Below are 22,255 nucleotides of genomic sequence, written 5' to 3' on the forward strand. Positions count from 1 at the left end.
CCTTAAACCACTTAGTATTTCTAAATAATTTAAGAAGAAGCGCTAACTATAACAATGGATTGTTTAACAACAAATAAATTAAACATTGATGTTATTCATTCTTAGAAAAACTATTCTATACCTTGCTATTGGCATATTTCAGAAAAGAAAGAATCATTATGGATCAAAAGTAAGCATATTTTAAGACTAAGAAATCTGATTAAACATTTGATATTCTATTGACTATACATCAAAATACATGATTAGTTTAAATCACCTCGTAAAAAAACATATTATATCCAAGAACTTATTGTTCTTATTTTCAGTCTCTCTAGTTTTTTCTATTAAGTTTAATAGTATAATAATTATTCTTAACTTAATATTCGCAATATTTCACATTATTAAAACAAAATCTTTTATTATAAACAAAGTATCTATTTTGTACATAGCCCTATTCATATGGCTATGTATTGGTACACTTTATTCCTTAAATATAAATACTTCCATTTTTTATTTAGAAAAAAGTCTCTCATATATCGCTATACCTATTATTTTTTTTAGCAACTCTTTTTCTAAAAATGATATATTATTTGCAGTTAAAGGTCATGTTTATTCATGTCTCGTAGCTATTGTAATATGTGCATTAAATGCGATTTATTTAAATTGCACAGAAGCAATTGAATTAAATCGCGGCTTTTCTTACTACAATCCATGGTATTTTTCAAATGCCTTATTGTGTAAACCTATTGGAATACACCCTACCTATTTTTCAGTGTATTTAACTTTTTCATTTTTTGCTTTAGCAATATTTAAGTTCTTTAAACGCCAGAGTTTACATTATCTTGCTTTAACTTTATTCATTGGAATGATAATCATGTTATCCTCGAGGATGGTCATCATATCATTAATAATCAGTATATTTATACTTACAATTGGACATAAGTTTATTAGTAGAAAAAAAATATTTATCGCTTTAAGTATTATTTCTTCCCTGATTATAATAGATATAAATATTAATGATTTAAACAAAACTAGGGTACTTGAGGCAATAAGTTTCAATAAAGATATTAGCAAAGAACGCTTTGGGGGGAAAGCTTATAGATTAAAAATCTGGTCTTCAATAATTGAAGAGTTCCAAAAAGAATCTTTATCAAAACAAATAATAGGAGTAGGTTCTGGTGATGGTCTGGCATACTACCATAAAATATTTTATTCAAACAATCTGGAAGTTGCGTACAAAGAAAACTACAACGCTCATAATCAATATATTGATTATTTAGTTCACAATGGGCTAATAGGTCTTATCCTTTTTCTAATTATTTTATTACATATATTTATAATTACATTAAATCCAAAAATACCTGAAAACATTTTTGGATTTAAAATATTGTTACAAATGCTAGTTTGCATTGTAATATTTTCAATGTTAACAGAATCCCTTCTTTATGTACAGAAGGGAATAGTTTTCTTTGTATTTTACACTTGTGCATTGTATCACATAATTATTAATCGTATTGAAGAAAATAGCAATAATTGGCTCAGTAGGTATTCCTGCAAAATACGGTGGATTTGAAACTCTAGCGGATCAACTAGTAAAGCAATTAAAAAACAAGTTTAATTTTGTCGTTTATTGTAGTAAAAAAGTATATTGCCACAAGGATAGGCTTAATAGTTATAATAATTCTAAACTTGTATACCTTCCTTTAAGTGCTAATGGTGCAGAAGGAGTTCTATATGATATCATTTCACTTCTACACTCATATCTTATAGAAAAAGTAGAGTCTATACTTGTACTTGGAGTAGGAGCAAGCCCTCTATTCCCTTTTTTAAAATTCTTTTCAAAAAACACTAAAATCATATCTCACATTGATGGTCTAGAATGGACTAGGGATAAATGGTCCTCTCAAGCAAAGACTTATCTTAAGTTTTGTGAAAAAATTGCCGTTAAATACGCAGATATCATTATCTCTGATAATGAAGAAATATATAATTATGTTTATAAAAAATATGGATTAATAACACCCGTAATAGCTTATGGAGGTGACCATACAATTGTTTTACCAAATATAGAGCCTAATCCCTTTTCTAGTCTTAATGAAAAATATGCGTTTTCAGTTTGTAGAATAGAACCAGAAAACAACATACACATTATACTGCAATCTTTTTCCCTGCTAGAGTTAGATTTAATAATTATAGGAAATTGGAATGATAGTAATTACGGGCAACAACTCCGAAAAGAATATTCTAAATTCTCAAACATTCACTTACTAGATCCTATTTTTGATCAAATTAAGTTAGATAGTATTAGAAGAAATTGTTATTTATATATACATGGTCACAGTGCTGGAGGAACAAACCCATCTCTGGTTGAAGCAATGTGGCTAGGCCTTCCAATAATAGCATGGGATGTATTATACAACAGATATAGTACTAAAAATAAGGCAAAGTACTTTGATTCGCCAGAATCTCTTAAAATAATCATCAAAGAACAAAACTCTCAAACAATAAAGCAATTGTCTCTTCAAATGAAGGAGGTTGCACATGAAAACTATACATGGACAAAAATAGCCTCGGAATATAGTATTATTTTCAACAACGATTAAAATTCTCACCCTTAGTTTTCAAATAATTATATTAGCCATGCTATTAATCTCTTTCCCCCAATTTTCCCTACCTTTGCCCCATAGTTAAGGAAAATACAATGCAATGCCCGATATAATATCAAGTTTCATTACGGCTTTTATGCTTTCTTTTATGCTGTTACCTTTGGTCATCAAGGTCTTCAAATGGAAGAATATCGTTGATACTCCTGGGGGTAGGAAAATCCACAAAGGTCAAATTCCTTCTATGGGTGGGATTGCCATTTTCTTTGGCTTCCTTATGGCCGTGGTGATGTGGAGGCCTATCGAGGTTTTTGGGAACTTCCAGTATTTCTTCGCTTCTTTAGTGATCATCTTCATCTTAGGTCTTAGAGATGATTTAATCCCTTTAAAAGCTTACCATAAGCTCTTAGGGCAGCTTTTTGCAGCTTTTATGGTTGTTTACCTCAACGACATCAGGCTCAATTCTCTTTACGGGCTTTTTGGTATTGTACACGTCCCAGACCTCTTAGCTTATGCTATTTCAATTTTTACCATCATTGTCATAACCAATTCCTTCAACTTGATTGACGGACTGGACGGACTGGCAAGTACCCTAGCGGTTATTACGCTCACAGCTTACGATGCTTGGTTCTATTTAACAGGGCACAGCCTTTTGAGCTTAATGATTTTTAGCCTTTCTGGTAGTATTATCGGGTTTATAAACTTCAATTGGTCCCCGGCAAAAATATTTATGGGAGATACTGGCTCACTTCTTATTGGCTTCTTCTTGGCATCTATATCGTTGTACTTCATTGATGTGAATTACAACCTACCTGGTAGCTACCCATTGAAGTTTGAAGCTGGTATAGGTACCGCTGTTTGTGTAATGATGATGCCGATTTTTGATACTACACGTATCATGATTTCGAGAAAAATACGAGGTAAATCACCCTTCTCTCCAGATAAAACCCACATTCACCACTTGGTGATGAGGCTTGGTCTAAACCACGCCAATACAGCCTTGATAATGGGAGGAATAAATGTAGTGTTCATAATCATGGCTGTTGCGCTCAAAAACTATGGAGAATGGATAGTAATTCCTGCAGCAATTGCCTTAGCTTTTGGTTTTAGCTTTGTTTTAGACTACTTCCTCAAGGTAAAGTTCCCAAAAAAGAAATCTCTTCGTGCTCAAATATCCGATATGAGTAAAAAGGGAAAAGATGAAGATAGCAGTGATTTTTCTGACGACGATGCAGAAGATGAGCGAGCCTAAAAAAACCGCCATTGTGTAACTTACTGGAGTGATATCCGCCTCTCCCCCTATTCAATTTAGGCATTTGCACCTCACCCACCCCTTCCTTCAAACAAGAGCGCCTATAAAATGAAAAAGCCTATCACTACTGATAGGCTCTTCCCGTGAAAAAAAGACAAAGAATAAATATTAAATTACTTTGACATTTACTGCATTTAATCCTTTTCTACCTTCTTCTAGTTCGTATTCCACTGCATCACCTTCTCTAATCTCATCAATCAAACCAGATACGTGTACGAAGTACTCTTTTTTTGTGTCTTCATCGATAACAAATCCATATCCTTTGGACTCGTTGAAGAATTTTACTGTTCCTTTATTCATTATTGTATTGTAATATAATATATTAATTAAGTGACAAAGGTAGTGTTATTTTGCAGATAACAACAGAAATTTTCCAATTCATTTCAAAAAAAATTAAACCTTAACCTTTTAGCAATATTTTAGGTCACGTTATGTTACAGGCTTAACAATTTAAAAAACTATTCAAAACCTTCCTCAAAACCTAAATTGCCACTTCTCAAAATCCTCTAGTCATGCCCTATTCAGGACAACTCCAATGACTTGCTTTTCATCAGTACACGCTCATAATGTTTCTCATAAAGTGGTAATATTCTCTGAAGTTCAAAGTCTTTAGCCCTATTTAGTGCGTTTTCTTTGAACTTCGGTAAATTCTCATCTTGCAAGATGAAAAGGGCATTTTTAACCATATCCCGAACATCACCTATATTACTCATAAACCCAGTTACACCATTGATATTTAGCTCAGGAATCCCCCCTGCATTGCTGGTAATTACTGGTACTTCACAAGCCATAGCTTCCAAAGCTGCCAAGCCAAAGCTCTCTTTCTCAGAAGGCATCACAAACAGGTCGCATACAGAAAGAATCTCTTCTATCACCTGAAGTTTGCCCAAAAACCGGACATCTTCAAATATCCCTAGTTCATGGCAAAGGTTCTCCATTTTCCTTCTCTCAGGGCCCTCCCCTACTAGCAAGAGTTTTGATGGCATTTGCTTGTTCACCTCATAAAACATATTGATCACATCATCCACCCTCTTCACTTTTCTGAAGTTAGAAATATGGATCATCAGTTTTTCACCCTTAGGACATATCGCAGCTTTAAAATGATCTTTTTTCTGTTTCTTGAATCGTTTTAAATCTATAAAATTGGGAATTACTTCAATTTCAGTAGAAATATCAAAAAACTTGAAAGTATCGTCTTTTAACGACTGGGAAACGGCTGTTACCCCATCGGACTGATTGATGCTAAATGAAACCACGGGTTCCAAGCTCTCGTCCTTTCCCACCAACGTGATATCAGTACCATGCAAGGTAGTCACTACAGGAATGGTGATCCCTTGAGCTTTCAAAATCTGCTTGGCCATATAGGCAGCTGAGGCATGAGGAATAGCATAATGAACATGTAGAATATCCAATTTTTCCGTTTTCACCACATTCACCATCTTACTTGCCAAAGCAAGCTCATAAGGCGGATACTCAAATAGTGGATACGTCCTTATATCCACTTTATGATAGTACAAATTACTATTGATATAATCGAGCCTTGTAGGCTGGGAATATGTAATAAAATGGACATGATGTCCTTCCTCGGAAAGCGCTTTTCCCAGCTCGGTAGCAACTACGCCACTTCCTCCATAGGTAGGGTAACAGATAACTCCTATATTCATGAGATTTGAAAAATTGATCCTACATAATTGATACACCCAATCCAATAAACCGGGTATTCTGAAAATCTTGACTGCCTTTCGTATACTACCTCCAACTAAAAACAGTCTTAACGACAGTATGTTTAGCCGCCCACAAAAAAAGCCCTAGGAATTGATCCCTGGGCTATGCCGCACTCATCTTTTTTATTTCTTGGTAATTGATACCAAAATGTGAATCGTGGAAAACGCATTTACCATCTTCAATTAGCAACACCTGTGGAGACTGGTGTTCAACATCAAACTCTTCAACTATTTTGTTAGAAATTTCTCTGAACCTAATAAGATCTAAGTAGTAAGGAGTAACTCCTTCCATTTCCTTCTCATTCCAAGATCTTTTTAGTCGGTCATAAGCCATTGCACTTACCGAACAACGGGTACTATGCTTGAAAATCAATACTTTCTTATTTGCCGAAAGTTTTTTTATTTCTTCTAACTCTTCTGTTTTTGTTAATGATTCCCAGTTCATTTCAATTAGTTTGTTGATTCCATTATATGGTTCAAAATTAAGAAAAGATGAGCTATATGACCATGAATTAATCAAAATCTCATCATGTATCATACAACCGAAAATGTTTTTTGGTTCAAAAAAAATGGCAAGTACCAATAATTTGATACTTGCCATTTCTTAAAAAAACGTATTAAAGCCCCTTATTCTGCCTTCCTGTTTGCCACCTTGTACACAAAGCCAATGCCCATCGCTTGGCTGAGCTGTACGTCATCGTCTTGGTCTTTGTCATAAATAAGCGCTCCAGAAAGCCGCACACTTATGTATTTGGCCACTTTGGCCGTAATAGCCAAATCTAACCTATGATCAATTTCTTCTAGTGCAAACGTCTCATAGTTTGCATACATTAAATATCTTGCTTTAAGGTTAAGATTTTCAGTCAAATCTTTATCAAAGTCTGCCAATAGCTGAAATGCCAACCACTCTGAACGAACTTTGTCACCAATTGGCACACCATAATTTTTAGGAGGGTCAGCATCCTCGTTCAAATAAAGCGTGGTATCCGTCACAAAAGTAAACCTAGGAGAAAATGGGGATAGCCTTACCCAAAAATAGTCGGCAGGTTTGTATTCAAAACCCCATGAAGTAGTCAAATATCCTGGAGCCATAAACTTTGAAATCCTCCTAGATATCTCCTGACCATTGGCACCTGTTTCGTACTTGAAGCCATTGGCAAACTGGGTCAAAAAGTTGACAGATGCATACATTTGCCATTTTGAAGAAAGGTCATGACCTACTTTTGTGTCAAAAAACAACCTATCACTAGCTTTACGCAAGCTTTGCCCATCATTTTTAACCATCCCAAACTGTGCTTCAAACTCATTGTCCCAAGAAGTTTTATTCTTCTTATAGGCAGCTTTCGCATTGATAAGTGCATCAAAAGCTAGAGAGTTCACACCACCACCAGTCCAGTTACTACTGAAAGATGACTGGTTAAAGTTCAGGCTTCCATTAAATGAATTAGTCCAATAAGTAGTATCGGATTGCGCCATCAAGCCAACCGAAACCAAAAGGGAAACAAGTGTTAGAAGTAGTTTCATACTTTTTTATTATTTAATTAAAAACAAAGGCCATCGGGAGGCAAATGCCAACCGATAGGCCCATACAGAATGATTTTTAATAGGAAAATTGAAAATTATTTGCTGTCGTGCTTGTACAAATGCACATCCGTTTGTGGATAAGGAATGCCAATACCTTCTTTGTCGAAAGTAAGTTTTACTTTTTCCTGCATGTCGAAGTAAATTCCCCAGTAGTCTGCTCCTTTTGCCCAAACTCTCACTACAAAGTTCACAGAACTATCTGCAAGCTCTGAAAGAGCAATGAATGGCTCGGCAGGCTCTTTCAAAATTCTAGTGTCTGCAGCTATCAGATCAGCCAAAATTTGTTTTGCTTTTGCGATATCATCATCATAACCAATTCCAAAAGTCATATCTATACGACGCTTTTCTTCGGTAGAATAGTTAGTGATTGCCCCGTTGGCCAATGGCCCATTAGGAATGATGATCGTTTTGTTATCGAACGTTTTAAGGATAGTCACAAAAATCTGGATCTCGTTTACTATCCCAATAAAGCCTTGTGCTTCTATAACCTGCCCTACTTTGTACGGTTTAAAAATCAAGATAAGCACACCACCCGCAAAATTTGCCAAACTACCCTGGAGCGCCAAGCCTATTGCTAAACCAGCAGCACCAATTACTGCTACAAAAGAAGTAGTTTCAATGCCTACCATAGAAGCTACACTGATAAGTAACATTACTTTCAGTAAAACATTGAAAAGACTGGTAAGGAAAGGAACAAGAGATACATCTACATTTCTTTTTATCATCAAATTTTTCACAAACCCTGTCAAAGATTTGATGATGATCAAGCCAATGATAAGTACTACAATAGCCATTGCAATACCTGGCAAGTATTTCCAAGCCAAATCAATTAGTTGAGCTGAGTAATCGTCTAGTTGTTTCATAAAAATGCATTAGTTTTAATGTAATAATTAGTTTTAGAAATTGTGTTAGATTTTAGATAAAGAACTATCAATTTGAAGATAGCCTGAAACCTTAATAAGAGTTAATATAAAAAGTAAACAAATATTAAATTTTAGTAAAGAATGGTATATCCGCATAGCTTACAAATACCTTGGACGGACCTTCTGAGTAAGGAGCTATTTCGTAAGAGTTATAGTAAAAAACGACTCCATCATCCTTCAATAAAAAGTTATCGTTTGCCTCAAACTTATCCACATAACCCCTCAGTAATTCTGTCAGATCAACCTCAGTATCTATTCCTTTCATCTTTTTAAAAGCCGTCCCCACTGCTTCATCAAGCTTTGCCTTATCTGCCGTCTTTAACATATCTTTTAGCTCAATAACTTCCCCTGTTGTAAGATCATAGTTATAGTACAAGGTGTTTGAATTAGGATGAGCGCCTCCTGTAAAAGAACTGACCGAATAAGTGAGAGCTAAAACTTTACTATCTAGCCGGCTTACTTCACACTCCACTTCATGATACCACCCATAGGACGTATCTGGAAACTTCTCTGCAAATTCTTTGTAAGAATTAAAAAACTCGGATACCAATTCATCGACACTTGTTTTATCCTCATTTTCAGGGCGTATTCCTTGTGCTACACTTTTCAATATGTCTTCATTTATCCTATCCGCATGTAAACCAGATGAGATTTTGGGGAACTTTAACTTTACTGAAGTACAATCTTGGTATTCGTCGCAGTCTGGTATTGTCCTTACAACCTCCTTTATTTCAAAAGAAGTACAAGTGCAATCAGCATGATTGGGGCTTGAATGAGAGCAACTCCAAAAAAACACCAACATAAAAAAAAGAGAATAAAAAGCACGCATACCGTAGCCGTAAAAGCACAAAAGTACTTGGTTCAAACAATGAAAATTTGATAGTAAAATCCGTATTATGCTGGTTGGAGAATCTTGATAGTAATATACTGTACAAATATTAAAAAAAATAAACTGGGGTGGGAAAGTTTTGTTTGAAAATATATGCAACTAAAATAATTTTACCTCCACAAACAAAAATCAGCCACGGTAAAAAAGCTTACCGTGGCTGATTTTTAAGGGATAATATCCACCTATATCATTTGGGCTCGTATACCACATAATTTTTAGAATCTTCCCACATCCTTATCGCCGAAAACCTGATTTCGCCTGACTTCAGCCTTGGGAAATCCTCTTCCAATACTTCTTTAAACTTGTTGTATAAAAACATGGCCAAACCTTCGCAACTAGGCAAAGGCACCACTAATGGTTTAAAAAGCTCTGGATGCTCTTCAAAAACTAACTTTTTGAGCAACTCATCTTCTTGGTCCACTACTATCGCATGATCCAAATGATCAGCTATCCATTTTTTTACTTTCTTGAACTTCCCAAAATCTAACACAAAGCCATTTTCATCCAGCTCGTCACTTTCAAACTCCAGCTCCACACTCCAGTTGTGACCGTGCACTAACTTACAGTGACCATCGTGCTTTGGCTGACGGTGGGCAAAAGGTATATCGGAAAAACGTTTGCAAATTTTCATCATTGAACATTGGTTAAGGCAACTACTCTGCCTCGGTAAATAATTATCCTTCATTATCAGTAACGATAAGAAGACTTTCAAACCACAAAGATAACACGGCTTTCTATTTTTAGTCAGAGATTTTTGTAACTAGAAATGAAAAACCATGTCCATCCAGCAGTTGAAACTAATTACTTGCCCAGAAAACCTATTCATGAATTCGATTTTTGGGTAATCCTATTACTACCAAAAAGTACAGGTGCTTACCTAATACCACTAATGATAAAGTTTAAAATCTCACTGTTTTCCACCGGTTGCTCGTAAGCTGTAGTTTTGTATTTGGGAGGAAGCAATATTTTCCTCTCCACTAAGCTGTTAAGCGTATCGATGTACTGCAAAGAGGTTTTCCCTATAAGCAAATTATCGAGCGAATGGCCTTCCAAATAGTAGAGCAATACATTTCTAAACCCTCGCAGGTAAAGATAATCTTTGGTGAAGCCACCGCCCCTGAATATCCTTGCCGTAAGGTAATAAGCCGCATTAGTATCCATTTTCCCTTCCTCTACCAAGTAAGCAAAAACTTGGCTAAAATCCTTGTCTTGCAGCATTAGCTGGATCGCCATTACACGCAGAGCAAGCTCCTTGAGCCGTTTGATGGTGACATTGCCCGAAAGGTATTCGCTCAACACAGCTAAACCTTCTTGCGTAAGCGTATTGAGCGGCATACCCAGCCTCATGAGGTTAAGGGTTTGCAAACGGGCGTTGATAGTAGTGACCATATGCACACCTATTTCATGATGGGCGAGCGCTGCCACGCTTTTCTCCGAAAACTTCGCTCCCTTTTTTATCCGAACGGTCTTGGTACTGTTGAGCACCAAGGCTTTAGAAGCAAGGTTGGGTACCGTTTCTATTTTACACTCAAAACCATATTCGGCTACTGTTTGCCTAAAAATCTCCTCGGCGTCCTTGTCGGAAAGGTTTTCCTCAAACTTGGAGCTTGCTGGCTCTGGGCTGTACATCAGATATTGTGCATTTGCCAAGTCCTTTGCATTGGGCTCGCCAAAGTACCTCAACGAGTTGTAAAGAAATTTTTGAGTACCAATAGAAGACAAAATATCCACTTTATCGGCATAAGCATTTATACAAGACTGGTAGAGTTGCCTAATCTCTGGGTCGAGGATTTGGTTTACCTGAATATTGTACAACGCACTTTTGAACTCAAAAGGGTCGATGAGCAAGCTGCGATACTTGAACGTAGGGTTTACCTTGAATTTCGAATTGAAAAACTTCTTTTTCTCCGACTCTATATTGATCGGGTTGATGTAATAGAGAATCTCAAAGTTTCTTACCAAGTGGAAAAGCTGCCTATCCACATCAATGATATTTTGCTCAAGCTCAGCAGAAAGCAAGTGTGACCTTTTCACCACCTTGAGCGACGTATGCGTGCGGGCAAAAAGCTTAACTGAATTATGAATAGCCCCCTTGAATTGCTTTTGGATCAGGCTGATCATTTGAGGGTATAGCTCGCCCGAATCTTCATCGCAATAAACCTTTTTTACCTCCGTAGCAAGTACGAGGGTGTTTTCAAACTTATTGGTAAGGTTGCTAAGCAAATAACCTTTCCCAAAAAAAACATCATTGATCGCTGTCTCATTTTCCGTGTCGGGAAACTCCATCTTGCCCAATGAGCTTACCCATTTACTTATTACCTTGCCAAAGCGAACGTTGTCTACATTCACCGTTCCAAGATTGAAAAGCGGAGTATCCCTGTTCCAGCGCTTATGGTTATACGAATGGATATCGAACACCAAACACGCCCCAAACTTGGTTTCTATCTTTTGTACCAATGTCTCCAGCACCTTATAAAAGCCCTCGTGCTTTTGCAGGGAAACCTCCCGCTGCTGCGGAGTAATGGCATTTTTCCAAACAGTTTTTCCCCAAGCCGTATCATAAATAGCTTGAGCTGGCTCACGGTTGAGGTCGTACTCGTAGCGTGAATCCAACCCTTCCATTACGATGGGAAGGTCTTTTATAAAATCGCTGGTGTGAGGATCTTCTTCGTACCACCGCTCCTGCTGGGTGAGCAAGCAGTTTTCTAATAAATCTGGCCTAAGCTTAGCCCCATTGTGGACTGCCGCACAAATGTAGGCAGTGTATTCTTCGATCTTTAACTTGAAAGATCCATCTTTTGCTTCGGCATTGAAAGTAATCCCCCTTTCAATACGGCCGATCATCTCATCGACAGTTAACTTAAGCATCTTCTATTTTCTTACGGAAAGCATGTTTACGGGCAATAGCCTTTTCTTTATTACTCACTACATTCTCTACAAAATCAAGCACTTTTTGCTGAAGTTTCACTCTGTTAAATGCATTTATACGGGTAATCCCACCAGGGCTACAAACATTGATCTCGATGAGTTTTCCTCCGATCAAGTCTAAGCCTACAAAATACAAACCGTCGGCTACGAGCTTAGGACCAATTTTTTTACAAAGAGCCTTTTCCTCTTTCGTAAGCACATGTTTGTGAGCTGTTCCTCCCGCATGAACATTCGCCCTTACATCGTCGGAAGAGGGCACACGCTTCATAGCGCCAATAGCTTCTCCGTTAAGCATAAGTACGCGCACATCTCCATCTTTTGCACCTTCAAGGTATTCCTGCAAAATCACATAATGGTCTTCTCCCCTTTTGCCCGTTATGTAAAAATCGAGCAAAGATGTCACACTTTGCATGGCTGTTTTTTCGATCACAATCACCCCACTTCCGCCATACCCTTCCAGCGGCTTCAAAATCATCTTCTCGCTATCCGATTCTTTGATTACCTTTTTGAGGTAATCTTTATTTTTCGATACGTGGGTGATGGGAATAATCTTGTTTTCAGGATCTTCAAAAGCTGCCGAATACAATTTGTTGTTCGCCTTGCGCAAACCGTCAATATCATTTACTATAAAGGTATCGTCCTTTACAGAATCGAGAAAGTTAAGCATCACTGGGTCGAGCGGCGGGTTCGTCCTCACAAAAATGACATCGAAACCCGACATAGGTACGAGTTGCTCCTTGAACTCTGCCTTTTTATAAAAGCTCATGATGTTCTGCGGTACTTTTTCTTCCCGCTTCAGCATCCGGCAAAACCCGAAGGTCATGCTTTCCCTAATTGTCAGATTTTTAGGCATCAGGATAGCTACTTTATGCCTGCGCGAGGCGGCTTCATGTATCATCCGAAGCGTAGTATCCGTCTCTGGTGCAACCCTATCCCAGGGGTACATTAAAAAACATATGTTCATCAGACTTGAGATTAAGTATTTTAGTCCCTATTTTTTTGGAAATAAGGGCGGAAAATAGATGAAAGAATTAGTATTGGCAACGATGCTTAACTATTTATTTTCAATGAAGTCCCCCTCCCAAACCCAGCGGCAAACACATATACTTTAAATACCTGACTATCAAGCATAAGCAATGTATTGTTTTTTTATATTTAAGCACAAAAAAATCGTTGAATAACCTCATCCATAATCCACCATATTTCTTGCCAAATCACCCCCTTTGAAATCAGGTACTAAAAGAAAGGTTTACCAGCAAAAAAACGTCTAACACTTAGGTATTTATAAGGCTACACCTGCTCACGCATGAGCTATATATACCAGCAATCTCCCATCCATTTGCTCACCTCTCCTATTTTCTAGCTTTACCGTCGGATTTTGATTATAGAAAGTGCATCTTCCAGAAGATTTGCCGTAATTTCCTGACATAAATAAAATTGAAAAACTATATTAAATATGAAGTCTTATTATCAATTATTCATCTTGTTTATATCAATAAACTTATTTGCTTGCCAACCTGAAAAAGAGGAAGCGAAACGCCCAAATATTTTATTTTGCATAGCAGATGATGCTACGTTCGCCCACATGGGTGCATATGGCTGCAGCTGGGTAAAGACCCCAGGCTTTGACCGAGTAGCTCAGGAAGGTGTACTTTTTATGAATGCCTACACTCCAAATGCAAAATGTGCCCCTTCTAGGTCTTGCATCCTCACAGGCAGGAATTCTTGGCAGCTAGAAGAAGCTGCAAACCATGTCCCCTTTTTTCCTACCAAATTCACCACTTATGCCGAAACCTTAAAACAAAATGGCTACCACGTAGGCTACACCGCCAAAGGCTGGGCACCTGGCATAGCTCTCGATTCGACAGGAGACAAGAGGGAACTTACAGGAAAAGTTTACAACGAGTTCAAATTAACGCCTCCCACAAGCAAAATTTCATCCATTGATTACACAGCCAATTTCGAAGCTTTTTTGAAAGACAGAAAAGAAGGAGAGCCTTTTTGCTTTTGGTATGGCTCAACTGAGCCTCACAGGGCTTATGAGTTTATGTCGGGAGTAGAAAAAGGAGGAAAAAAACTTTCAGACATAGATGAAGTACCTGCCTTCTGGCCCGATACGGATAGCGTGAGGCACGACATGCTGGACTATGCTTATGAAATAGAGTATTTTGACCAGCACCTTTCAGCGATGATTGAACTATTGGAAAAAAACGGCGAACTAGAAAACACTTTAATAGTAGTCACTGCTGACAACGGCATGCCTTTCCCAAGGGTAAAAGGAAACAAATACGAGTTTTCGAACCATTTGCCTTTGGCTATTATGTGGCCTGCTGGCATCAAGGGCAAAGGACGAAAAGTAGAAGATTTTGTAAGCTTTATCGATTTCACCCCTACTTTTCTGGAAGTAGCTGGAGTGACCAAAAAGAATTCGAGGATGCAGCCTATACAAGGAAAAAGCTTAACCGACATCTTGTACACTGCAAAAGAAGGGATAATAAACCCAGCAAGAGATCATGTGCTTTTGGGCAAGGAACGCCACGACCTTGGCAGACCCAACGATTGGGGCTATCCGGTGAGGGGAATTGTAAAAGGAAAATATTTATACCTCCATAACTTCGAAACGAGCCGCTGGCCTTCTGGAAACCCAGAAACTGGCTACATGAACACCGATGGAGGAGCTACCAAGTCGTTTATCCTCAACGATAGGCGTACAAATGGGCACTCGAAATGGTGGGACTTGAACTTTGGAAAAAGACTGGAAGAAGAACTTTACGACATAGAAAACGATCCTTACTGCATCCACAACTTGGCTATAGGCACAGAAATGTCGGAGGTAAAAAACAACCTTAAACAACAGCTTTTTAAAGAGCTTGAAGAGCAAGAAGATCCAAGGATTTTGGGCGATGGGCAAGTGTTTGATACTTATATTTACTCACAAGAAAATGTAAGAGGCTATTACGAAAGGTATATGTCAGGTGAGGATGTAAAAGCTGGATGGATAAATGAAACCGATTACGAAACTGCTCCATTGGATTAGAATTCCAATGCTCAAAAGCCATATTTATACAAATAGCCCTATCTATTAAGTTAGATGGGGCTATTCTTGCATTAACTCACAATGGACAGATATTCTTAAAGCTATTCCTCTATCCTATTGAAACACATTGATTAGCGAAGCTTTAGTTCTTCAATCACATTCGTGCATATTGTTTTAGTATATGCCACCTTTTCTTCCAAATCTTCTCTTTGCAAATTGTTTTCTTTGTACCTCTCTATTTGGCGAATGGGTTCTTTGAGCAAATTGATTTTCAACAAATCAATAGTAGATTTTAATTTATGAGCTATTTCTGACATTTTTTGAAGATTATTTTCCTTCAATGCCTCTTCCAAGCTCCTCAAAACTTCAGGCGTATCATCAATAAAGATCTGTATCATTTTATTCAAAAATGCCGTGTTTTGATTGACATTAGATTGTAGTTTAGACAGATCGTACATAGGTTGGCCAGAAGAACTAGTTAAATTATCATCAATGGGTATACCTGACTTTGGACTTTCGGGTAGATAGTCATCAATTTTTTCAAGAAGCGTATGTTCTTCAAATGGTTTGACTACATAATCATTCATCCCAACTTTTTTATAATTCTCTAGGTCTTTTTGATAAGCATTTGCGGTCAAAGCAATTATTGGTACCTCCATTTTCAATTTATTTCGGATAATTTGGGTTGCTTCAATACCGTTCATAATTGGCATTTGAATATCCATTAATACTATATCAAAGTCCCCTTTCTCAAGCATCTCTATCCCTATTTTCCCATTTTCAGCCGTTTCAACTTTAAAACTTTTTTGTTCCAAAATAGTCGAAGCAAAAAAGCGATTGATTCTATTATCTTCTACTAAGAGGATTTGAAACCCTTTGTAATCACGGTTTTTAAACTCATCATCACTTTTAATTTCCAGTATATCCTGCGATGTTTTCTTAAAGGGAATAACGAAGGAGAAGATTGTCCCTTTTTTTAAGGAAGTTTTCACATTTATTTCCCCTCCCATAAGTTCAATCAGTTGCTTACTGATAGTCAGGCCCAGACCTGTCCCCCCATATTTCCGGGAAATACTTACATCAGCTTGTTCGAAACTATCAAAAATGTATTCGAGTTTCTCTTCAGGAATTCCTTCCCCAGTGTCCTCGACTTGAAACAGTAAATACTGATGCGTGGGGGTCTCTTGTTGCAAATTACACGAGAGTTTTACACTCCCGACCTCGGTGAATTTTATGGCGTTGTTCACCATATTCAGAAGTGTTTGATTCAGCCTTACTGGATCTCCCAATACGATTTCTTGAATAAGCTGGTTAAAATAAATATTGAAAACAATCCCTTTTTCTTCAGCTTTATGCTGTACTAGCTGATAGATATTTTCTATTACTTCTTCTATACTAAAAGGAATTTCCTCAAGGTTTAATTTATCTGCCTCAATTTTGGAAAAGTCTAAGATATCGTTGATAATAACTAGAAGATTTTTGGCAGAAAACCGAACAGCATCCAAGTACTTATTTTGTGTTTCACTCAGTTTCGTTTTGAGCATAATTTCCGACAGACCCAATATAGCATTCATAGGTGTGCGGATTTCATGGCTCATCTTAGCTAAAAATAACTCCTTCGCTTTTGCAGAGTCTTCAGCTACTTGCTTTGCTTCCAACAAATCCTTTTCTGCTTTTTTACGATCGGTAATATCTCTTACAAATGCACTAAAATGTAATTCATCTTCAAATGGAATAGGAGTAATTGCCAGCTCTATTGGAAATTCTTCTTTATTTTTTCGAATAGCGCTAATTTCGATACGCTGATTCAACACAACAGCTTTTCCAGTTTTTATATACCTATTCATCCCATCCGAATGAGCTGATACATATTGTTTTGGCATAATAAGTTCGTGTATATAACTGCCTATCGCCTCCTTTTCTTTCCACCCAAAAATTAATTCAGCCTGCTTATTCCACTGAGTAATTACACTCTTAGAATTAATCATAATTACAGCATCCAGCGCTGTATCAATAATGAGACTTAATTTCTCTTCACTTTTCTTTAGTGCTTTTTCTGCTAGTTTTCTTTGGGTAATGTCAGAAACCAAAGCAAAAGTACCTATGATGTTACCTTCTGCATCTTTGTAAGGAGCAGCATTTACCTGAATCCAAATCTTAGACCCATCTTTACAATATTGCTCTATTTCAAACCTTTCAGATTCTTCTGTTTGTTTCTTTTCAAAAGAATCCCAAGCACTGGGAGGAAGAAAAGGTTGAAAAGCCTTCTGGCCTATTAGTTCATCCAAACTGTAGCCTGTCAAGTTCGACATCTGCTCATTGGTGAAAAGGATTTTGTCTTCTTGGTCGGTAATTACAAAACCTTCTTGCAGGTTTTTTAAAAGGTCTATATAAAGCTTGTCTTTTTCTAATAATTCTTTTTCTGCCCTAATTCTTTGATCCGCCTCTATTAATCCTTTTTCATGTTCAAGGCAGGCTTGTATGGACATTGAAAATTTGGAAATCACACTATACAACTTGTTCATTTCCAATTTAGAATAAGTCTTTTCAGAGGCTGAAGAATACAACTTCAAAAAACCCAATTCCCCTAAGCGATAAATGACATAAACACCTTTCTTATCTTTTAATTTATCTACATCATTAAATAAGTTATCGTGCTCTTGAGCCGTAAAAGAGTTGAACTTATTCTGTCCAAAATTCTCAAAAAATGGGCTTTTGATGGAAACCAAAGAGGCTTTGAATAATTTTTGAGGATAGGAGTAAATAACTACAAAATCATTGTGTTCTGGCGATGATGCAGGTATAACCGACTCTTTTAACCATACAGTTGCATAAGTAAAATTCTTGCGTGCCAAAAGAGCTTTTAGAAAGAAATCACAGTTTTCTTTAAGCTTAAGGGACTTCCCTACAGAAAGTGATAACTCATAGAGAGTAGATATGTCTTGGATAATTTCGGTTCTTGTATCTTGCATGTTCGGGATACTGAAGTGTAATGTATTTTTCCAAATTTAATGAATTAGCCCCACTACAACTGTTTTGTTATAGAACTCAATATATCCCCGCCCAGAGGCAATTTCTCCAAGAGTCAAAGCACCTTGTATTTGCAAATCAGGGTTATATTTTTTTACATTCTCATTAATTTCATCTAGTTCGTGTTCAAAATCCTTTTCAAGATACAAAGACCTAGAAATACATTCTATCACAAGTACATCCGTAGATGTTCCGCTCATGCTTTCAATAGCATCTTTTGTAGCTTGCTTAGCTGCAGCAATCAAATTTTGAGGCTTACCTTTCAAAATACTTAAAACGGCATTTTCAGGTACTTCCCCAACACAAAACAACTCTCCTTTTTCATTAGTCGCAATAGGGTCTCGTACAATTTTCTCCTTGTTTTCTTTATTGATCCCCAATGGATAAGCCTTTGCTATTTCAAAAAAATTATCAACCCCTATTGTCTGTTGAGAATCGCTTTCAATTACAGACTGATAAATTTCAAACGCACTCTGCCAATTTAGCTCTTTTACGACATTTTTATGTGCGGAACTAGCTACAAAAGGTCCTTGAATGGTTTTCCAACCATGCCGCACACCAAGGCTGATAGGTTGAGGGAGAAAGACTAATAAAGCAGCATCCTGAAAAAAACCTTTATTGGTAAATATATTAGGTCTTTGTTGGAGGGTGAGAGAACCACAGCCTCCTCCTATATAATTTAAACCATCTCCCAATGTATTGAACAACTCCGATAAAAAGCTTGAGATATTGGCAGTAAGTCCATCGATAAGTACTAAAACACTTTTGGCTTTAGGAGAATATTGTTCAATTTCACTAAGCTTAAATTTTTCTTCATTGAGCCCTTCTATTACGAGTGGTGCGGCATCAATTGCTATTTTTTTTATGACTACACCTCTTTCAAACTTATGTTTACCATTCAGAATAGCTGGGAAAATACCACCAAAGAATTCCCATTTTTTTTTACCAAACTCCATGACTAGTTCATCAAAATCGAATGGAGTATGTTCTGTTGTCATGATTAAAATCCCTTCTGTCTTTTTTAAACCTAGGCTTTCAACATAGACTATGATCTCTTGGAGGTTAAAATTGGTGAAGTACATAATGAAAAATTTGGTTTATGAATACTGGACTTTATTATTTAATTAACTACAAATTAATAACATAGTTAATTATAATTCATTGTTTTTCATCATCTTATAAATAGTTGATTTACCAATTTCCAATACCTTGGCTACTTTCAATACATTCTTATCATACTTTTTCAAATACAATTTAATTATTTTTCTATTGTAATCAGCTAATGTCATTTCTCCTAACATCAATTGGGCTTCGTGATCAATTTCATCAAAAACTATATCTTCTTCCATGATTTCCTTACCATCCGCCATTACCGCTGAAAGCTCAACAATTGCCTTCAACTCCCTCACATTACCTGGATAAGAATAACCCATCAATTTCTTTTTGGCTTCATTTGTAAAAGAAAGTTTGCCCATCTTATTTTCTTTACAAAACTCTTGCAGACAAAATTTGGCAAGTAGAATAATGTCATTTCCGCGTTCTCTAAGTGGAGGAAGTTGAATAGGCAAGCCTAAAAGGCGATAATACAAGTCCTGTCTGAACTGCCCCTTTTTCACCAAGTCTTTCAAGTTTTTATGAGTAGCAACTATGAGGCGCACATCAATTTTTTTCACACCGTTACTTCCTAGTCTAGTAATTTCTCGTTCTTGCAATACCCGCAATAATTTAGCTTGTAGATCTAACCCCAAATCTCCTATTTCGTCAAGAAATAAGGTACCCTTGTCTGCTTCTTCAAATTTCCCTATTCTGCGGTTGACAGCACCCGTAAACGCTCCTTTCTCATGACCGAACAACTCACTTTCAAGCAATTCTGCGGGTATTGCCGTAACATTAACTGCCACAAAGGGCTTTTTCTTTCGGTCCGAATTGTAATGCACAGCCTTGGCGACCAATTCCTTTCCTGTTCCTGTTTCTCCTGTGACAGAAACAGTAATATTAGATTTTCCGGCTTTTCTTAATAAAGCAAACACTTTTTGTAGTGCTGGGCTATTACCTTTAATAATATCATTAAACTCGTACTTCTGGCTTACTTCCTCTTGCAATACCTGATAATCCTTCTTGAGCTGTAGATGTTCTACAACATTTCTTATCGTATTCCACACCCTATCTTTAGCATCGTCATTTTTCACAATGTAATCGTATGCCCCTTCTTTTAGCAGGTCAATTGCAGTTTCAACACTTTCTTGACCTGAAATAATAATAACTGGTATTTCAGGATTGAATAATTTGATTTTTTTGAGAAGCTCTTGACCCGTAAAATCAGGGAGAGAATAGTCCAACGTGATAATAGTAGGCTTTTCATGCAGATGGTTCAACATCTTTTTACCCGTATCGAACCATTCTACCTCAAAGTCAGGATTGAGTGAGAGTGTATATTTCAAATACTCTCCATACCATTTGTCATCTTCTACCAAAAAGATTTTACAATGTCCCATTTTACTAGCAATTGATGAATGTTACTCCAATATACAATTTATTTCTACGTAGTGGAATATTTTCTACCCAGTAGAAATACCAAGTCCACAATCTCAAGACTAGAACAATAATAAAACACAGATATTCAGATACTTATATAAACAAATGAAAATATGGTTTTAGTTTTGAAATAATACTTCCCAAAACCAAAACTATAAAATCATGAGTAAGAAAAACATATTATTAATAGAAGATGATAGAGCCTTAAGAACACTTTTAGAGTTTGTTCTATCAGAGGATTTTAATGTGATATCACAGGAAAATGCTATATCTGCATTGGCTTGGTTAGAGAAAAATACTTGTCCAGATCTAATCTTAACTGACCTTATGATGCCAGAAATAAGTGGAATGGAATTTACAAAAACCATTAGGTCAAGTAGTCTTTATAGGAACATTCCTATCATAATCCTTTCAGGCAAAGAGAATTCAGACTCTCGTATCCGGCTTTTGGCTATTGGCGCTGATGATTTTATCACAAAGCCTTTTAACCCAGTAGAAGTGGTGTTGAGAATAAAAAACATCTTCAAAAGAACAGTTGCCTAAAAACTATACCATGAAAATATTATACATCAATCGCCAGCCAACTCCGAAACTAACATCAATATTAGCCATGTGGGGAGATATAAAGTTTATTAGTAGTGGAAAAAAAGCACCACTGATTATATATAAGCATCCTCCGCAACTTGTCATTTTTGATCAAAAAAGTATCGACATGCCTGTTGATCTCTTTTTTCAAAAGTGTAAAAATGCAACCACTAACCGAGAAATCAGATACATCATGCTGACAGGTTCTGAAAAACGGATCGATACAAATCTATTACAAGACCGACGTTTGTATGACGTTTATAGAGCCCCATACGATTTAAAAGCTATCGCAACAAGGGTAAAAACTTTGAGCACGCATTGGGATAGTATAAATCAGAATTTTAAAACTGAAGAATCTATACCTGTTGAAAAAATCTATTCGACTAATTCTTTTTTGAAGCGTTTTTTAGATGTAACAATTTCATTTTCTGCATTACTATTGCTTTCCCCGTTACTAGCCTTGGTTACCTTATTAATTCAACTGGAGTCCAAAGGCAAAGGTGCCCCCATTTACAAATCCAAACGAGTAGGTAGTAAATACAAAATTTTTGAGCTATACAAGTTCAGGACCATGAGAGTAAATGCCGATAAGCTTTTAAATGATGTCAAAAAGGAAAACCTATACTCAAAACAAAGCAAACCCGAAAGTAGTATTGCTCCAACAGAACAAATATGGCTATTCCATGACAACAATAGCAGAGTATTGGAGAGCGAATTTCTACATCAAAAATCTAACTCCCAATCTAATTTTATCAAAATTAAAAACGACCCCAGAATCACCCGTCTTGGTAGGTTTTTAAGAAATACAAGTATTGATGAATTACCACAGCTTTTCAATGTTCTCAAAGGAGATATGTCTTTGGTAGGCAACCGCCCTTTACCGCTCTATGAAGCAGAAACATTGACTTCTGACGAGCTAGCCACTCGTTTTTTAGCACCAGCAGGCCTCACAGGTTTGTGGCAGGTAACCAAAAGAGGTAAAGGCGAAATGTCTGTTCAAGAGCGCATAGCACTAGACAATGAATACACTCAAAAACATTCTTTTTGGTTCGATTTGAAAATTATTCTCCGAACATTCCCTGCTCTTTTGCAAACTGAAAATGTCTAAAAAAGCCTCCAGCACTCT

The 22,255-nt window shown here is 36.8% G+C and carries 18 protein-coding genes; 6 read left to right on the plus strand and 12 right to left on the minus strand.

Annotated features, from left to right (window positions below):
* Positions 1-418: 418 nt before the first annotated feature.
* The 3 genes from R9C00_22805 (at position 419) to R9C00_22815 (ending at position 3,834) form a co-directional block, all read left to right on the plus strand.
* A complete protein-coding gene (locus tag R9C00_22805; GenBank protein ID WPO34535.1) occupies positions 419-1,552 on the plus strand; it encodes an O-antigen ligase family protein in 1,134 nt (377 codons plus the stop codon).
* Positions 1,494-2,582 carry a DUF1972 domain-containing protein gene (locus tag R9C00_22810; protein ID WPO34536.1) on the plus strand — a complete coding sequence of 363 codons (1,089 nt, stop codon included), beginning with the start codon at positions 1,494-1,496 and terminating at the stop codon, positions 2,580-2,582. Before R9C00_22805 ends, R9C00_22810 begins: the two co-directional genes overlap by 59 nt.
* Before the next feature lie 103 nt (positions 2,583-2,685).
* Entirely contained in the window at positions 2,686-3,834 is a 1,149-nt protein-coding gene (locus tag R9C00_22815) for an MraY family glycosyltransferase (protein ID WPO34537.1), read from the plus strand.
* A gap of 168 nt (positions 3,835-4,002) precedes the next feature.
* Here the strand turns inward: R9C00_22815 and R9C00_22820 are convergent, their stop codons facing one another.
* From R9C00_22820 to gshB, 9 genes are all read right to left on the minus strand, one after another.
* Positions 4,003-4,194: a cold shock domain-containing protein gene (locus R9C00_22820; protein WPO34538.1), complete on the minus strand. Its 192-nt coding sequence runs from the start codon at positions 4,192-4,194 to the stop codon at positions 4,003-4,005.
* Positions 4,195-4,415: 221 nt separating this feature from the next.
* Positions 4,416-5,558 carry an N-acetyl-alpha-D-glucosaminyl L-malate synthase BshA gene (gene bshA / locus R9C00_22825; GenBank protein ID WPO34539.1) on the minus strand — a complete coding sequence of 381 codons (1,143 nt, stop codon included), beginning with the start codon at positions 5,556-5,558 and terminating at the stop codon, positions 4,416-4,418.
* 163 nt (positions 5,559-5,721) lie between these two features.
* Positions 5,722-6,063 (minus strand): bacillithiol system redox-active protein YtxJ, encoded by a 342-nt coding sequence (gene ytxJ, locus R9C00_22830; protein WPO34540.1) that lies wholly within the window; start codon positions 6,061-6,063, stop codon positions 5,722-5,724.
* A gap of 182 nt (positions 6,064-6,245) precedes the next feature.
* Positions 6,246-7,142: a DUF3078 domain-containing protein gene (locus tag R9C00_22835; protein ID WPO34541.1), complete on the minus strand. Its 897-nt coding sequence runs from the start codon at positions 7,140-7,142 to the stop codon at positions 6,246-6,248.
* A 95-nt stretch (positions 7,143-7,237) separates the two neighbouring features.
* Entirely contained in the window at positions 7,238-8,065 is an 828-nt protein-coding gene (locus R9C00_22840; GenBank protein ID WPO34542.1) for a mechanosensitive ion channel, read from the minus strand.
* 124 nt (positions 8,066-8,189) lie between these two features.
* Entirely contained in the window at positions 8,190-8,990 is an 801-nt protein-coding gene (locus R9C00_22845) for a DUF3298 domain-containing protein (GenBank protein WPO34543.1), read from the minus strand.
* A 211-nt stretch (positions 8,991-9,201) separates the two neighbouring features.
* Positions 9,202-9,648: a 6-carboxytetrahydropterin synthase gene (locus tag R9C00_22850; protein WPO34544.1), complete on the minus strand. Its 447-nt coding sequence runs from the start codon at positions 9,646-9,648 to the stop codon at positions 9,202-9,204.
* 239 nt (positions 9,649-9,887) lie between these two features.
* Positions 9,888-11,882: a flavohemoglobin expression-modulating QEGLA motif protein gene (locus tag R9C00_22855; GenBank protein ID WPO34545.1), complete on the minus strand. Its 1,995-nt coding sequence runs from the start codon at positions 11,880-11,882 to the stop codon at positions 9,888-9,890.
* Positions 11,875-12,906: a glutathione synthase gene (gshB, locus tag R9C00_22860; GenBank protein ID WPO34546.1), complete on the minus strand. Its 1,032-nt coding sequence runs from the start codon at positions 12,904-12,906 to the stop codon at positions 11,875-11,877. Before gshB ends, R9C00_22855 begins: the two co-directional genes overlap by 8 nt.
* A 492-nt stretch (positions 12,907-13,398) precedes the next feature.
* Here gshB and R9C00_22865 point away from each other — a divergent pair, with 492 nt between their 5' ends.
* Positions 13,399-14,979 carry a sulfatase gene (locus tag R9C00_22865; GenBank protein ID WPO34547.1) on the plus strand — a complete coding sequence of 527 codons (1,581 nt, stop codon included), beginning with the start codon at positions 13,399-13,401 and terminating at the stop codon, positions 14,977-14,979.
* 131 nt (positions 14,980-15,110) lie between these two features.
* Here the strand turns inward: R9C00_22865 and R9C00_22870 are convergent, their stop codons facing one another.
* The 3 genes from R9C00_22870 to R9C00_22880 all read right to left on the minus strand — a co-directional run bounded on the left by R9C00_22870 (position 15,111) and on the right by R9C00_22880 (position 20,504).
* Positions 15,111-17,951 carry a PAS domain S-box protein gene (locus tag R9C00_22870; protein ID WPO34548.1) on the minus strand — a complete coding sequence of 947 codons (2,841 nt, stop codon included), beginning with the start codon at positions 17,949-17,951 and terminating at the stop codon, positions 15,111-15,113.
* A gap of 36 nt (positions 17,952-17,987) precedes the next feature.
* Entirely contained in the window at positions 17,988-19,091 is a 1,104-nt protein-coding gene (locus R9C00_22875) for an FIST N-terminal domain-containing protein (GenBank protein WPO34549.1), read from the minus strand.
* A gap of 69 nt (positions 19,092-19,160) precedes the next feature.
* Positions 19,161-20,504 (minus strand): sigma-54 dependent transcriptional regulator, encoded by a 1,344-nt coding sequence (locus R9C00_22880; protein ID WPO34550.1) that lies wholly within the window; start codon positions 20,502-20,504, stop codon positions 19,161-19,163.
* A gap of 202 nt (positions 20,505-20,706) precedes the next feature.
* Here R9C00_22880 and R9C00_22885 point away from each other — a divergent pair, with 202 nt between their 5' ends.
* Together R9C00_22885 and R9C00_22890 are read left to right on the plus strand one after the other, a co-directional pair.
* Complete coding sequence (locus R9C00_22885; protein ID WPO34551.1) at positions 20,707-21,087, plus strand: response regulator; 381 nt, start codon at positions 20,707-20,709, stop codon at positions 21,085-21,087.
* A gap of 10 nt (positions 21,088-21,097) precedes the next feature.
* Positions 21,098-22,237, plus strand: coding sequence for a sugar transferase (locus tag R9C00_22890; GenBank protein ID WPO34552.1), 1,140 nt, complete (start codon positions 21,098-21,100; stop codon positions 22,235-22,237).
* The last annotated feature ends 18 nt before the right edge of the window (positions 22,238-22,255 follow it).

It is taken from the genome of Flammeovirgaceae bacterium SG7u.111, from assembly GCA_034044135.1.
GTDB lineage: Bacteria > Bacteroidota > Bacteroidia > Cytophagales > Flammeovirgaceae.